Annotated in this window: 10 protein-coding genes; 6 read left to right on the top strand and 4 right to left on the bottom strand. The window is 54.8% G+C overall.

Annotated features, from left to right (window positions below):
* The first annotated feature begins 38 nt into the window (after positions 1 to 38).
* The 3 genes from G7064_RS04330 (at position 39) to G7064_RS04320 (ending at position 3,613) form a co-directional block, all read left to right on the top strand.
* Positions 39 to 809, top strand: a complete 771-nt coding sequence (locus tag G7064_RS04330; protein ID WP_166072601.1) for a PAS domain-containing protein — start codon at positions 39 to 41, stop codon at positions 807 to 809.
* Positions 797 to 2,008, top strand: coding sequence for an ATP-binding protein (locus tag G7064_RS04325; RefSeq protein ID WP_166072600.1), 1,212 nt, complete (start codon positions 797 to 799; stop codon positions 2,006 to 2,008). The genes G7064_RS04330 and G7064_RS04325 overlap by 13 nt, the downstream gene beginning before the upstream one ends.
* A gap of 318 nt (positions 2,009 to 2,326) precedes the next feature.
* Positions 2,327 to 3,613 (top strand): LruC domain-containing protein, encoded by a 1,287-nt coding sequence (locus G7064_RS04320; RefSeq protein ID WP_166072599.1) that lies wholly within the window; start codon positions 2,327 to 2,329, stop codon positions 3,611 to 3,613.
* A 73-nt stretch (positions 3,614 to 3,686) separates the two neighbouring features.
* Here the strand turns inward: G7064_RS04320 and G7064_RS04315 are convergent, their stop codons facing one another.
* Entirely contained in the window at positions 3,687 to 5,852 is a 2,166-nt protein-coding gene (locus G7064_RS04315; protein WP_166072598.1) for a hypothetical protein, read from the bottom strand.
* A 264-nt stretch (positions 5,853 to 6,116) separates the two neighbouring features.
* Complete coding sequence (locus G7064_RS04310; RefSeq protein WP_240935731.1) at positions 6,117 to 6,791, bottom strand: TVP38/TMEM64 family protein; 675 nt, start codon at positions 6,789 to 6,791, stop codon at positions 6,117 to 6,119.
* A 213-nt stretch (positions 6,792 to 7,004) separates the two neighbouring features.
* On the opposite strand from G7064_RS04310, the gene G7064_RS04305 reads away from it, so the two are divergent.
* Positions 7,005 to 8,789 (top strand): glycoside hydrolase family 15 protein, encoded by a 1,785-nt coding sequence (locus G7064_RS04305; RefSeq protein ID WP_166072597.1) that lies wholly within the window; start codon positions 7,005 to 7,007, stop codon positions 8,787 to 8,789.
* An 86-nt stretch (positions 8,790 to 8,875) separates the two neighbouring features.
* On the opposite strand, the gene otsB is transcribed toward G7064_RS04305, so the two are convergent.
* Positions 8,876 to 9,571: a trehalose-phosphatase gene (gene otsB, locus G7064_RS22975; protein WP_317172854.1), complete on the bottom strand. Its 696-nt coding sequence runs from the start codon at positions 9,569 to 9,571 to the stop codon at positions 8,876 to 8,878.
* Positions 9,550 to 11,052: a bifunctional alpha,alpha-trehalose-phosphate synthase (UDP-forming)/trehalose-phosphatase gene (locus G7064_RS04300; RefSeq protein WP_317172820.1), complete on the bottom strand. Its 1,503-nt coding sequence runs from the start codon at positions 11,050 to 11,052 to the stop codon at positions 9,550 to 9,552. The genes otsB and G7064_RS04300 overlap by 22 nt, the downstream gene beginning before the upstream one ends.
* 401 nt (positions 11,053 to 11,453) lie before the next feature.
* On the opposite strand from G7064_RS04300, the gene G7064_RS04295 reads away from it, so the two are divergent.
* Together G7064_RS04295 and G7064_RS04290 are read left to right on the top strand one after the other, a co-directional pair.
* Positions 11,454 to 14,174 carry a substrate-binding domain-containing protein gene (locus G7064_RS04295; protein ID WP_240935730.1) on the top strand — a complete coding sequence of 907 codons (2,721 nt, stop codon included), beginning with the start codon at positions 11,454 to 11,456 and terminating at the stop codon, positions 14,172 to 14,174.
* A 189-nt stretch (positions 14,175 to 14,363) separates the two neighbouring features.
* Entirely contained in the window at positions 14,364 to 15,689 is a 1,326-nt protein-coding gene (locus G7064_RS04290; protein WP_166072595.1) for a sugar porter family MFS transporter, read from the top strand.
* The last annotated feature ends 71 nt before the right edge of the window (positions 15,690 to 15,760 follow it).

Below are 15,760 nucleotides of genomic sequence, written 5' to 3'. Positions count from 1 at the left end.
ATTGCTTACGCTCTTTTCATTCATCTACTCCGAGCGCCATGGACTACGACCAGCAGCTTTCCGCACATGAGGCTTTACAGCAGCTACGCGACCATGCTGAAAAGCGTCGCCACCTAGTTACCCAGAACGTGGATGCATCGGCGCCGCAGGATACCCAACGACTAGTGCAGGAGCTGCAAGTGTACCAGATAGAGCTGGAAATGCAGTACGAGCAGCTGCTGTTGTCGCAGGCAGAGGCCGAAACTGCGCACGCCCAGTACGTCGATTTGTACGACTTTGCGCCAATAGGCTACTTTACGGTCGATGAGGCGGGGCTTATTAAGCTGCTGAATCTGCGGGCGGCCCAAATGCTGGGCACCGTACGCCAGCGTCTCACAAACCGTCGTCTTGCCCTGTTTGTAACCCTGGACTGCCGTCCCAGATTCAGCGATTTTCTAACCCAAACCCTGCTCTCCGACACGCGCCAGACCTGCGAGCTGGAGATGATGCGGGAGGATGGTACTCGCATGTTTGTCAGGCTGGAGGGCCTAGCGATGCTCTCAGAGGAAGGCGCGAAGTGCTGCCGCCTGGCTGTCATCGATATCACTGATTCAAAAGCGGCTACGCGGGCCCTCGAAGCCAGTGAGGCTCGTTTTCGGTTGCTGTTTGAGCAAAGCCGCGATGCCACGCTGCTCATTCAGGATAGCCACGTTATCGATTGTAACAGCACTGCTCTTCAATTATTTAATCTTCGCAGCAAGAGTGAACTGCTGGGCAAGCACGTTTCAATTTTTGCCCCCCTACGCAGCCTACTGGAATGCCGTCGGTAGAAGCCGCCAACGCCCACACCGCAGAGGCACTGCAGAAAGGCTGGAATCGGTTTGAGTGGTTGTTGATAGGGCCGGATGAGGAGGAAATGTGGGTAGAAATCTCCTTGACCGCCTTCTCACTGGATGGCCAGGCGGTATTGCATTCCGTGGTGCGCGATATTACGGCTCAGCGGAAAGCGCGGGAGCAGCTACGCCGGGAAAAGGAGTTCTCCGAAAGTCTGCTCAATAATAGCGTCGATGGTGTTATGGCTTTCGATGCCCAGCACCGCATCACGGCCTGGAACAAGGTGATGGGACTCAATACCCGTAAGCCGAAAGCAGAAGTGCTGGGTAAGGATGTATTTGACCTGTTTCCGCAACACCGCGACGGCCCCGAGGGAGAAGCCGTATGCAAGGTCTTGGCGGGGCATCGCGTCACAAACTACAATCTGAAGCTCTACGAACGCGCCGGCCACTTCGAGTCCTTCTTTGTGCCCTTGCTGAATGATGAGGGTGCAGTGGAAGGGGGCCTCGTACTGATCCGCGACGTGACGGAGCGCGTCCGGTTGGCCGAAGAAGCCACCCAACTGAAGCTGCGGCAGCAACAGGAGGTGCACTCGGCCATCCTTACTACCCAGGAAGAGGAGCGCAAGCGCATTGCCGAAGCCTTGCACAACGGCGTCGGGCAATTGCTTTACGCCACCAAGCTAAATCTGGAAAACCGTGCGGGGGGCAATTCTTCCCGCGATTCGGCGCTGGCCCTACTGGAAGAGGCCATCAAAGCCACCCGCACCATCTCGTTTGAGCTGACGCCCGGTATTCTCCAGGATTTTGGCTTGAAATCGGCACTGGAAGAACTGGTAAAGCGCATTCCGCACGCGGGACTGCACGTGCACCTCTACATGCAGGGAGATTTCGATGGGCTTCCGCAGCAGCTCGAAGTATCGGTGTATCGTATTGTGCAGGAGTTACTTAATAATATTATCAAGCACGCCAAAGCCCGCGAAGCCTTTGTGCATGTAGTGCAGGAAGATGGCCACGTAATCATCTCCGTTGAAGACGACGGCCAGGGCTTCGACCCAGCCCAGGCTAAGGCTGAGTATTCCGGTATTGGCCTCACCAGTATCCGCAACCGTGTCGATCTGCTAGCCGGTACGCTCTCCATCGACTCCCGCCCCGGCCGAGGTACTATAGTAAGTATTGAGCTACGAATAAAGTAAGAAGTAATAATGCATCAATAGCGCCAGCTGCCAGGCTAAAAGCCTAGTGGCTGGCGCTATTGCTATTAATGACTTTGGGCTAAGCAGTTAGGCGCCTGCGCAAGTGCACTGTCTAAGCACACTTTTATCGCAAGTAATGTGGGTAGAGTGCAAAACATTGCTAATGTTTTGGCTACATCAATTTAGCTGATTGAAGTAATTCTCTTTGGTATAAATAATACAAGTAAAATTAGCCACATAATAAAAATTTGTTTAAATTTTTATAAATTAGTTCCTAATAATACGTCCTACACTCCCACCTTCTAAACCCTTGTAACCATGAAAATTCAACCTTTACAGCACAGGCTTTCTTGGCTATTTTCAGCCATAGCTCTGATGTTGACGATTCAAAGTTGTTCGGATAAGGAAAATATTGCTTCGCCTCGCACAAGCACGCAATCGAGCACGCAGGATATTGTTGTCCCTCCAGCCTGTCAGTCCGTTTGCTTGGTAGCAGGCCAGCATAACCAAGTGGGAACGGTAGACGTGGCGCTGGACGGTGGCGACGTGCTGGTGACGTATAATGTGACGAAAACGGGTATCACTCTGAAGGAGATTCACCTTGATGTCTTTACTAGTCTGCAGGAGTTGAAGGATGCAAAGAAGCTGAGCAATGGCGGACCTGCACCCGGAAAGTTTACTTATAAACAAACATTTAATCCTGGCATAACATCGTATACCGTAAGAATTCCTGCCGCGCAGGTTCCAGACATCAACTGCTTTTTCATCGCATCACATGCGGCGCTTTCCAATGGCGAAACTGCTTGGGGTGGTGTATGCGACAACACAAGCAAAGGTGTGTCTTTAGAGAATGCCAACCAGTTTCCCGGCAATAACTGGGCGGTTTATTTCGAGTTCTGCAAGAGCAGATGCAGCCAAGCTATTGACTTCACCTATGCCTGGGAGGATATTAACAACGTTGGTCCTTTCCAAAACGACAGAGACTACAATGACTTAGTAGTGCAGTCAGATATCGTTAAGACTCCTAGCCAACTGATAATCAACTTCCTGGTAACTGCTAGAGGAGCTGCTTACGATCATAAGTTCCGTTTCCGGATTCCGAAGCTGGGAATAACCAGCATCTCAGGGGCGGCCAGTTACACGAGTGATGCCACGTACTACTACGTCACCGTTTTCGAGAGCACAAAAACCGCACTGCTTGGATCAGGACCAGAAAGATTCGCTAATACGGTGTCGGGTGAGCCATGCGTTCCTTACGCAACAGCCCAAGTAACGCTCAACATCAATGGCGACTTCTCCTACAATCCGAGCGAGCCCTACGAGCCCTACATTTCGGTGTATACCTCCGGCCCCGCCACAGGCACACCCTCTTATGATTTGTACGTGTGGGAGGTTTCAAACAGAGATACCTATACCGTTGGAGGAAAGGAATATCCAAACGGCATCCTGATTTCTGATGACTGGAAGTGGCCCTTAGAATACATGTCAATCAATGAGCCTTATCCAAGCTTCACTAGCATAACCGATGGGTTCACGTACGGCTGGTTTAACTCGCCAGCTCCTGGCTATGAATCTAAAACGTTCGGGCCAGAGGATTGCCTATAATCCCTGCGGTTACAATTGAGAGCCAAAAAAGCCCCCCAGAGGTGACTCTGGGGGCTTTTTTGTGGGCTAAGCTTTACAACCGGATACCAATGCCCGGCCCGAGCAGAAAGAACAGCTTGCCGCCATTAAGCAAATAGCCGCCCCCCAGATAAAGCGGGAAAGTTAGCTTAGCATCGCTGCGCGTCGGATACACGGAGCCCAAAATCACGATGCCCAGGTTGCGGGCGCTGTTGGCGTCGGGGTTCAGGTTGAAGGCATTCAGCGCCACGAAGCCCGCCCCGACTTTGTACGGGCGCAACTTGTTGATTTTATTTGGGTTATAGAAGCTGAACTGCGCTAGCGTAGCCAGGCTGATACCGTTGAACGTGCCCACGCCCTGCACGTCGCTGTTGACTTGCTTGGTCAGCAAACCGGCTGGGAAGCTCACGTCGATATCAAACTTCACGCGGCGCTGGAGTACGAGATCAAGCTTCTGCTGAAAGCCAGGTTCGGAATACTTATCCGTGGCGTGCTTAACCGTAATCTGAATGCGAGCCCAATCGTCGAGGTCGTAGGTTTTGCGGGTACTCAGGTGCGCATTCAGACTCAAATTGCCTACCTGACACTGTTTGTCCTGGTAAAAAGCCCCCCGGATGGAGTTTTCGCCCGGACAGATAACGATGTTGTCGAGGGTGCGCATCTCAATTAGCTCGCCCTTACTGTTCAGGGTCCGAATCTCGAAGCTCAGGTATTGCTTGCCGTACAGTTGAGCATCAGTGTCGATGGCATCGGCGTTGAAGCTGAACACCACGTCGCGAATGGACTTGTCGTAGAGTACGGGGCCGTTGAGGCGGGTGATGGGGCGGGGCGCTTCGCCGAACGTCACGCTCACAAAATCGAGCGGGTGGGGGCGCTGAAACTCCCGCACGTTGAGCACGTGGCCCGTAGGCTGGCCCGCGTTAAAAATGGTCAGCCGCTTTTTGTCGATGTTCAACGGCACCTGTACGCGGTATACCACCGCCTGCTCGGAGCGCACCGATGAGTCGGAGGGTACCACCAGCACATCCTCAAAGTGGAAGCGGGCTTTCTGCAACGATTCGCCTTCCAGGCGCACGTCCACCGTTTCGCCGGGGTTTACGGTTTGGTTGGCCGTCCAATCGCCGCCGCGGTGCCGCACCTGCACGCCAGTAATGCTGGTTTTGGGCGACACGTTGAAGTTGGTGAGGTACTTAGGCTGGTCGTTTTCCTTGATATAGAGGTAGCTGTCGGTTTGACGGTGGGTGTTGTACACGCGCAGCCAGCATAGCACCCGGTCGTTGGAAAGGTAGCTGCGAGTCACCAACTCAGCAATCAGCGGGCCGCCCTGTTCCTCCTGATCCTCAATGCGATAAGTGCGCTTTAGATCGAAGCTGCGGCCGTTATCGAGAATAATTTCCACGCCCTGCCGCCGCGACGCTTCATTGAGGGTAATTTCCTTTTTATCGACGCTCAGAAACCGCAGACGGCTGGACTTCACCGTAAATTCCTGGCGTAATGGAGCCAGACTGTAGCTAAGGCGGCGGTTATTTTCGATCAGAAACGGCCGTTCCGTTTGGGGGCGCACCATCAGCGTGCGGTTGCCGGGCACGTTGGGCAGCACGTGCAGGCGCAACGTGCCATTCTGCTGGCTGAGGCGGTAGTCAATGTCCTGCCCACGCGTCCAGTCGGTGCTCACGCGCACGTTTTTGGGGTTGTTGCTGGTCAAGTCAAACACCTTTTCCTCGCCCACATACAGCTCTGTATCATTGGGCCGGAAGGCCAGCGTGGTGCGCGTAACGGGCAACAAATTCACCGTTTGGGTCTGCAAATTGCCCCCCGCCTGATTTGGGTCTTGTGTAAAGGTGAGGCGCAGGAAGCGGGTAGCCGTCAGGTCGCGAAAGCGTATTTTGGCCCGATAGAACGCGTTGTCAACGGCCGTGAGCGAGTCCAGGAGCTGAAAATCGGCGGAGCGCTGGAGGCGTAGGGGCCGCTGGGGGGCAAATTGGCTGGGGTAAACCAGCAGCTCCGCCGTCTCGTCGTCCTGGCGGTAATAGAAGTACAGGTGCGGCTCATTTTCGACCGTTACAACTTGGCGACTCAGGTGGTAGCGGGCCGTATCGACGTGCAGCACTACTTCTCGCAGCAGCGGAGTCTGAGCAAAAGCTGCGGGGCTAATTGCCAGCAAAACCAACAGTAAAAGCGAGGTGCCGACAGTGCGGCTGAGGTCTGGAAGAAGGCGCACGGGGCGGTTCAGGTCAGAGAGTGAGTAGCCAGAAGCCAGAAGCGCGAACTACTCAAGCAGTCCACAATAGGACAAAGGTAGAACGGTAGGACTTTGGCCGAAAGCAAAAAACCGTTTTTTGCCTCTGCCTGCTGGCATCCCCAAGGGGGAGCCCGGCAGTAAAAAATCTCCTACAATGACTGTGCTATTTTGCCCCCCGCACGGTTATTTATGCCTTTTGCCGACGCTTATCCCACCACACATACGCTCCAAACAGCACCAAGCTTATCCCTGACACCCACAGTAAGCCGCTTTTGAGCCGGTCGCTGTTCTCACCCAGATACGCCAGCAGCGCGATGAGCGGCAAGATGCCCCCGCGGTGGCAATCAGGAACTTGAGGTAGCCCATGCGTGCCAAGCCCGCCACGAAACTGACCGCGTCGTTGGATATGATAGGAGAGATGCGGGCAATAACCACGGCCCACACGCCGTAGCGCTGCACTTGATCAACTACTTTTTTCTGGCTTTTCTCACCCAATAAGCGCCCCACAAACCCTTCTCCCAGCAGGTGACCCAGCCCGTAACCCACCGACGACGCTACCACTATCCCCACAAAGGCCCACAACGAACCCCACCACCGCCCATACGCCAGAATAGCTACCAGAATCAAGAGCACCACATTAATTACCACTAAAAACATCTGGATAATAAACGCCAGTATCAGCCAAACCGGCCCCCACGCACCAAATTGCTGCACCCACTTGGCAATGCGCGGCCGATCTCCGCTGGTCAGAATATCAAAGGCTTCACGCACGGCGCTTTGGAAGGCCGGCCACAAAAAATAACAGCCCACGAGCAGCACTATCACGGCCGCCGAAACATACAATGGCAGATGATTGGAGGTCCCCTTCGCTGAGGCGCTATCTGTCACTGATGGAGATTGATCTTCAAGTTGATGCATAGATGCTAACGCTTCGTGTATCAGTTCGTTAGGATGCTCTTAATGATTTAAAGAAGGCGTATTAGCGCCCTTGTCAGAACCGCCTACCTAGCACTACGCAAAATCACTCACACTCGGTTGGTGGCAACCTGAGCGGCATCAATGAGGTACACTACTGCTGAGCGGCATTCCACTAAGCATACTGCGCTGCTTTCATCATCTGTTCTCCCTCTCATGACGACAAAGCACACCTACGATATGGGCGTGATTGGCAACTGTGCCTTTCTGGCCTTGGTAAAACAAGACACTTCTATTTCCTGGCTTTGCTGGCCGCGCTTCGATAGCAGCTTCGTGTTTGGTAGCCTGCTCGATACGCGCAAGGGCGGCGAGTTTAGCATCAAGCCGGCCACGGAGGAGTTTACCTCGCGCCAGTTTTATCAAGAGAACACCAACGTGCTCTGCACCGAAATCGAGAACGAGGACGGGCGCTATCGGGTCACGGATTTTGCCCCCCGCTTCCCGCAGTACGACCGCTATTACAAGCCCCTGATGCTGATCCGGAAGATAGAGCCACTGTCGGGTACGCCCCGCGTGAAGGTGGTTTGCTCGCCGGTGGGCAACTATGGCGAACTGCCGCTGAGCCGTCGGCGCAGCTCCAACCACATTGCCTTTCTGGGGCTGGAAGAGGAAATCCGCTTAACCACCAACATTCCCCTAACCTATATTCTGGACGAGGAACTGTTCGTGCTCAACGAGCCTAAATACTTGGTGCTCACCTATGGAGCGCCTTTGGAAGCACCCTTGGAAAGCACCGCTGAGCGTTTCTTGCGCAGCACGGTGCAGTATTGGCAGAAATGGGTAAAAAGTACCAGTATCAGCAGCTTCTATCAGGAAGCCGTTATTCGGTCGGCCTTGGCGCTCAAAATTCACCAGTACGAGGACACGGGGGCCATTATTGCGGCCAGCACCACCAGCTTGCCCGAAGCTCCCGGCAGCACCCGCAACTGGGACTACCGCTTCTGCTGGATGCGCGATACCTACTACATCCTCACGGCCTTCAACAACATTGGCCACTTTGAGGAGATGGAGCAGTATTTCCACTACATCGCCAACATCTCTACGAAGGTTAAGGAAAAATATCAGCCGCTGTACAGCATTAGCGGCGGCACGGAACTGATTGAGCGTGAGCTGGATCTGGAAGGCTACCTCGGTAATAAGCCCGTGCGTATCGGCAACGACGCTTATACCCACATTCAGAACGATGTGTATGGGCAGGTGCTGGTGGCTTTGCTACCGCTTTATGTCGACCGTCGCTTTATCGATGGTGAGCGGACTGATTCGCAGAAGCTGATTTACGATGCACTGCGCATGATTGAGAAGACCATGAACATGCCCGACGCTGGTTTGTGGGAATTCAGAACGCTGGCGCAGTATCATAGCTACACGTACCTCTTCCACTGGGCTGGCGCCCACGCGGCTCGCCACGTAGCCCGCCGATTGAAGAACCCGGAAATGGAAGCCCTAGCCACGCGCTTAGTGGATGAGGCTGCGAAGAAAATTGAAGAGTGCTTTGATGCCAAGCGCGGCGTGTACACCAACGCCATCGGCTCGCCCCACCTCGACGCCAGCACCATGCAGCTCATCATGATGGGCTACCTCGACCCAGCGTCGGAAGTGGCAAAAACCCATCTTGTAGAGCTAGAAAAGGAGTTGAAAACGCCCGAGGGCCTGTTCTACCGCTACCGCCACGCCGACGACTTCGGCACGCCCGAAACCACCTTCCTCATCTGCTCTTTCTGGTACGTGGAAGCGTTGGCCTGCGTGGGTCGCGTAGAGGATGCCATTCGCGAGTTCGAGTCACTGCTGACGTACACCAACCATCTGGGCTTGCTTTCGGAAGATGTGGACGCCCGCACCGGCTCGCAGTGGGGCAATTTCCCGCAGGCCTACAGCCACGTAGGTCTGGTGAATGCGGCCTATCGCATTGCCAAAAAGCTAGACCAGCCAAACTTTGTATAACGCTCCGAGAAGTCTCTGACTTGGTTCTTAAACTAAAAAGCCCCCGGAATACATCCGGGGGCTTTTTTGCAATCAGATAGGATTGGCTACGCTTCTACCAAAGCTCGCAATACGCGTCGCACATCGTGGTGGGTATCGAGGTGAAAGCGCGCTAGGGAGCGGTGAGTGCTGCCAACTTTCACGGTGTAGGCGTGCGACGGCATCGCACCAAAGGTATCTTCATCGGTACGGTCGTCGCCGATGGCAATGATAAAGTCGGCGGGATAGAAGCTGAGCCAGCGCGCGGCACCGGCGCCTTTGTTTACGCCGGCGCTCTTTACTTCCACTACCTTATTGCCCTCCATCACTTGCAGGTCGCTGTTGGAAGCCAAAAAGTGCAGATGGCTGGTCAGCTCGCGCGCCCTTACCTCGCCAAGCTCTATATCGGCGCGGCGGTAGTGCCACACCAGCGAGTATTCTTTTTCTTCCACGAAGGAGCCCGCCGTGCGGCTTACATGTAGGTCAAGAATAGGCCTGATTTCGTGCATCCAGTCGTTGGTAAGCGGCCGCAGCATGGTCCACTCTTCGCCCAAGGCCCGTAGCCACACGCCATGTTCTACAATAAAATCAAGGGGCAAATGGCCAAGCCACTTCTCCAAGGTCGCCCGGTCGCGCCCACTCACGATTATCACGCGGTTGCGCTTGTCGGCGCTCAGGTCGGCTAGCAGCGTGAGCAACTCCTGGTCGGGGCCGGCAAGTTGAGGGTTGGAGTTAAATCCGGCTAGCGTGCCATCATAATCCAGGAATAAAAGCCGCTGGGGGCATTTTTATATTCGCTGGTCATGCGTTGCAGCTCATCAGTGTTCAGAGTGGTAGTGGCCAAGGTTTCTTGCTTTAACTTGCTGTAGGTGAGGCGATCCATGAATAAATTTACCCAGTGGTGAATGTTGTATTTCTTTACCAATGCCTGCATGGCGCCCATGCGCTGCCGCTGTTCGTCCTCGGGCATTATTAGCGCCTCGTGCATGGCCTCGGCCAGCTGGTTGGTATCCGTGGGGTTGATGATAATGGCATCCGATAGCTCACGGGCGGCCCCGGCACGCTCGCTCAGAATCAGAACCCCAGGGGTATCAATCTTGCTGGCAATGAATTCCTTAGCCACCAAATTCATGCCGTCCCGCATCGGGGTAACCAGCGCTACTTCCGCCATCCGATACAAAGCCGCCAATTCCTCAATCGGGAAGGAGCGGTAGAAATACTGAATCGGGTTCCAGGAGATGGTGCGGTAGGTGCTATTAATGCGGCCAACCAGCTCGTCAATTTCCTCTTTTAGCTCCTTGTATTGATCCACCTGGTCGCGAGAGGGGACTACCACCATGAGCAGGGTAGCTCGCTCGCGCCACTCGGGATAGGTTTGCAGCAACAGCTCGTAGGCTCGCAGGCGCTGGGCTATGCCTTTCGTATAGTCGAGGCGGTCGATGGACAGGATTATCCGCTCGTTGCGGAGGGCATCGCGGTACGTTTGCTCGTGCGCGCGGGCCTGTTCCGACTGTGCTACTTCCGCGTATTTAGCTTGGTCGATGCCCATCGGGAAGGCGTCGACCAGCACACTGCGCGTGTTCACTTCCACCAGGCCATTCTGGCTCTGATACCCCAGCAGCTGCGACACGGAGCTCAAAAAGTGGCGCATGTAGCCGTAGGTATGGAAGCCAATCAGATCGGCTCCCAGCATGCCTTCTAGCAATTGGCGCCGCCACGGCAGCACCCGAATCAGCTCGTAGGAGGGGAAGGGAATATGCAAAAAGAAGCCAATGCTGCTTTTTGGTCGCGCGGCGCGCAGCATCTGCGGTAAGAGCAGCAGCTGATAATCGTGCACCCAGATGGTATCATCGGGGCCGGCTAGCTCCAGCACGGCCCGGCAGAATTTTTCATTCACCGCCACGTAGGCTTCCCAGTGCGACTGGTCGTAGATGGCGTACTGCGCGAAATAATGGAAGGTTGGCCAGAGCGTTTCGTTGCTGAAGCCCTCGTAAAAATCTCGGATTTCACTTTCCGTCAGGAACACGGGCCGCATACTGTCGGCACGGAGCTTTTCGCGCACTTCCTGTTCTTCCTCAGCATCGACAGAGATACCGGGCCAGCCCACCCAGACATTATTAGCAGCCCGATAAATAGAGCCCAAACCGGTGGCTAAGCCCCCTTCGCTGGGGGAAAAAGAAAGGCCCTCTTCACTGCGTTGTACTTTGGTTGGTAGGCGATTAGAAACGATAATCGTACGGGACATAGGGTATTAACTTCGTACACAAATAGCTTTTCTTACGGTAAAAAGAACCGTTTCGGCGAAAGTGTTTGTGATCAAACCGTGAAGCAACGGACCCAAATCTGCTCCCTAACTAGCGAGAATGCCATAAAAGCCCCCCAGTTAGACTCTGGTGTTGGGGAAGTGAAAAGGAGGGCTACCACTTAGCTTTAGCCTAATAAAATGCGGCGCTGCTAGTAGATGACGGAATAAGTCCTCTGGGAAAGGCGACGCAACAGCTGAACTGTACTCATTCTTTCCTCAGGTATCTGCATCTTTGATTACTTACACCACCCAGCCCACCCGCACGAATGATTAGTAGCACCGCAAAACGATGGAACGAGCGTTTGGTCTCTTGCCTGCATGGTGGGATACTCTGGCTCTTCATGCTCGTTTTGCTGAGCAGCTGTTCCGAACCAGCCTCAGATAAGCGGGTGAAGATTGGGTTTTCGCAGTGTACCAACGGCGACGCGTGGCGGCAGGCCATGCTGGCTGGGATGAAGAAGGAGCTGAGCTTTCATCCGGAAGTGGTGTTCGAGATGAAGGATGCCCACGACAACAGTATCCTCCAACGCCAGCAGATTCAGGAGTTTATGCGCGAAGGCATCGACCTGCTCATTGTGTCGGCTAACGAAGCGGAACCTATTACTCCTATTGTGGAGGAGGTGTTCAATCGGGGTATTCCGGTGGTTATCCTCGACCGCCGCACCACTTCCAAGCTCTACACTGCCTACGTGGGGGGCAATAATGTGGAGGTAGGTCAAACAGCCGCTAACTATATCAGTACGCTGCTGCGCCATCGTGGCAATGTGTTGGAAATCATGGGGGCGCCGGGTGCATCGCCTGCCCTCGACCGCCACAGAGGTTTCGCCGAAACGCTGCAAGCGTACCCCGGAATGCGGCTTGTAGCGCAGATGCACGGCGACTGGAAGCGCCCTTCCGTCATTCAGAATCTCCCGGCCTTACTCAAAGCTCATCCCGAAGTCGATCTGATTTTTGCCCACAACGACCGCATGGCACTGGGCGCTTATCAGGTGTGTAAGCAGTTGGGCCTCGACCGGCGCATTAAGGTGGTGGGAGTAGATGGGCTGCCGGGTCCGCACGGCGGTATTCAGTTTGTGCAGGATGGCATCCTGGCAGCTACTATTCTCTACTCGCCGGGTGGGGAAGAAGCCATTCGGGCGGCCATGAAAATCATCAAGGGCCAGCCGTACGAAAAGGAAAACATGCTCGGCACAATGGTCATTGACTCGACCAACGCGCTGACGATGAAGATGCAGACGGAAAAGCTGAATAGTCAGCAGCAGGATATTCAGCGCCAGCAGCAACTTCTGCAACAGCAGCGTGATACCTACGCCAGCCAGCGCACCGTGTTGTACATCTTGCTTGCTGCCTTGCTAGGTGCTGCCATATTGGGCTTACTGGCGTGGCGGGCTTTTCGAGTAAACCGTCGCTTAATCAAGCGGTTAGAAAGGCAAAATGAGGAAATCAGCTCCCAGCGTAACCAGATAGCCGAGCTAGCCGAGCAGGCCCGCATCGAGACGGAAGCCAAGCTGCGCTTCTTCACCAATTTCTCCCACGAGCTACGCACGCCGCTCACCCTTATTCTGGGGCCGGTGGAGGAAATGCTGACCGCCAGCGCCGATTTATCGGCCGGGCAGCGCCACGATTTAACCTTGGTGCACCGCAACACCCAACGCCTGTTGCAACTGGTGAATCAGCTCATGGATTTCCGCAAAATCGAAGTGGGTAAGATGCCCGTGCGGGCGTCGGAGGGCAATATTGTGGCCTTCGTGCGTGAGATTATGGACGTGTTCGAGAAGTCGGCCCGGCAGCGCGGCATCATGCTCCGTTTTTTGCCTGCTGAACCCATCATTCCGCTTTGGTTTGATGTGAATATTCTGGATAAGGTCTTCTTTAACCTGCTATCTAACGCTCTGAAATTTACCCCCGACCGGGGCCAGATCACAGTCAGCATCCAGCGCGTGCCCACCGACAATACGGTGCGCGTGAGCGTAGAAGACACGGGTTGTGGCATCTCGGAACAAGACCGGGAGCACATTTTCGAGTGGTTTTACCAAGGGCATCAGCCAGCCGCCAAAGGCTCGGGTATGGGCTTGGCATTGGCAATGGGCCTCGTGCGTCTGCACCAAGGGCAGTTATCATTTACCAGTCAGCCGGGGCAAGGCAGCACGTTTGTCGTGACCCTACCGCTGGAGCTGCCGGCGGCGCTGCGGAGCAATACGCCTTATGCGGGCCTGCCCACCAGCTTCGCCCAGGAGGAAGAAATGCCCCCCAGAGCCCAGGAAGAACTCACGCCCACACCTATTTCTGCCAGTGAGTCCTTGATATTGGTGATTGAGGATAACGACGACGTGCGGGACTTTGTGGTACAGAAGCTGGCGCCGCACTTTCAGGTGTCCTCAGCCGCTGATGGCGACACGGGCCTGCGAATGGCTGCCGAAACCATTCCGGACCTGATTGTATGCGACGTGATGCTGCCTGGCCTCAGCGGCCTGGAAGTAGTTACGCAGCTGCGGGCCGACTGGCGCACCTCGCACATACCAGTGGTCATGCTCACGGCCCGCAACGCGCCCGAGCAGCAGGTAGAAGGGGTGCAGTCGGGCGCCGACTTATACCTAACCAAGCCGTTTAACCCGACCTTTCTGCTGGAAAGTATCCGCACCTTGCTCGCCAACCGCGCCCACCTGCGCGAGCACTTCCGCCGCGAGTTATCGGTGGACACCGCTACCGTGGCGCCCCAGCGCGTCGACCAAAAATTCCTGGCCGAACTCACCGCCATCGTGGAGGCCAACCTCACGCGCTCCGACCTGAGCGTAGAAGATGTAGCGCGCAGCTTGGGTATCTCGCGGGTGCAGCTTTACCGCAAAGTGAAGGCCCTGCTAGGTACCGGCGTCACCGACTTTATTCAGGGCATCCGCCTGACCAAAGCCCGCCAGGTTTTGCTCGACGACAGCCTGACTATTGCCGAAGTAGCTTACCAAATGGGCTTCTCTTCGCCCTCATATTTCTCCACTGCTTTCAAAGCCAAGTACCAGATTTCGCCTTCCGAGTTCAAGGCCTTGCACGTTACGCCCCAAAGCTGAATCAATTTCGAAAGCCAGGTATCATGAGCGAAACCCTAGTTTCAAAAATGAATCAGGAATAGTAGTTAAGTTATTGACTTATAGTGATTTAAATATTACGTAAACGTTGTATCAAAAATGGAAGACTTTGGAATAATAGAGCACGCTTAGGCAGCCGCCACGACCGAATTTTGAGAAAAAAAAACGGTCGTGAAAAACAGCAAAGTATTCTTCTGGTCCATTGTCATTGCCCTGGGGGGCTTTTTGTTTGGCTTTGACACGGCCGTTATATCCGGCGCGGAAAAAGCGATTCAACAGCTCTGGCAACTCACCGCTTTCGAGCACGGGTTCACCATATCTATCGCGCTTATAGGTACGGTGCTCGGTGCCTTACTGGGGGGCATTCCTTCTGATAGACTAGGGCGCCGCAAGACGCTGATCTGGATTGCGGTCCTCTATTTCATCTCGGCTTTGGGCGCGGCATTGGCGCCGAGTTGGGTGCCTTTTCTAATCTTCCGCTTCCTTGGTGGTCTGGGTGTTGGCGCCTCCTCCGTCACGGCGCCGCTCTACATTTCAGAGATTTCGCCGGCTGCCTCCCGGGGCCGCATGGTGGCGCTGTTTCAGTTTAACATCGTCTTCGGAATCCTGATTGCCTACCTCTCCAACTATCTGCTGGCCGATAGCGGCGACGCGGCCTGGCGCTGGATGCTCGGCGTGCAGGTGTTCCCAGCCGCCGCGTTTTTACTCCTGCTCTTCCGCGTACCTGAAAGCCCACGTTGGCTGATCACAAAGAAGGGACTGGTAGAAGAGGGTCGCGCGATTCTGCGCATCATCAACCCCACCTCCTTTGACAGCGACGTAACAGCCATCCTGACGTCGCAGGCTCAGGAAGGCGCGGGCGGTGAGTCGCTCTTTACCCGCAAGCATATTGGTCCGGTGATGCTGGCAGTGCTGTTCGCCGTCTTCAATCAGGTTTCCGGCATCAACGCTATTCTCTATTATGCCCCCCGCATCTTTGAAATGACGGGGTTGGGTACTAGTTCGGCGCTGCTATCGTCGGCGGGCCTGGGGCTGATCAACTTCGCCTTCACGCTGCTGGCCATGAACTTCATCGACCGTTTTGGCCGCCGCAAGCTCATGCTGATTGGCTCCTTCGGCCTGATTGCCACATTAGGTTTGGTAGCCCGGTCTTTCTACACGGAGCAGTTTACGGGCTTCACGGTGCCCATCCTTTTGTTTGTGTACATCGCCTTTTTCGCCTTCTCGCAAGGGGCTGTTATCTGGGTATTTATCTCCGAGATTTTCCCCAACAGTGTTCGCGCTAAAGGACAGGCGCTGGGTAGCTCCACGCACTGGATCATGGCTACCATCATCGCCTTCACCTTTCCTTACTTCGCCGAGCACCTGGGCGGCGGCCACACCTTCCTGTTTTTCTGTCTGATGATGGTGCTGCAACTGGTCTTCGTGTGGCGCTTTATGCCCGAAACCAAGGGCACGAGCCTAGAGCAAGTCGAGAAAATCTTGGTGGTCCATTAAGATACCATTCAAGAAAAAAAGCCCCTCAGACCGTCATGCCGAGCACAGCGAAGCATGCTTTTGGGTGCTTC

Source organism: Hymenobacter sp. HDW8 (assembly GCF_011305775.1).
Lineage (GTDB): Bacteria > Bacteroidota > Bacteroidia > Cytophagales > Hymenobacteraceae > Hymenobacter > Hymenobacter radiodurans.
The sequence above is the reverse complement of the archived record's forward strand: the minus strand, read 5'-3'. Positions and strand labels throughout refer to the sequence as shown.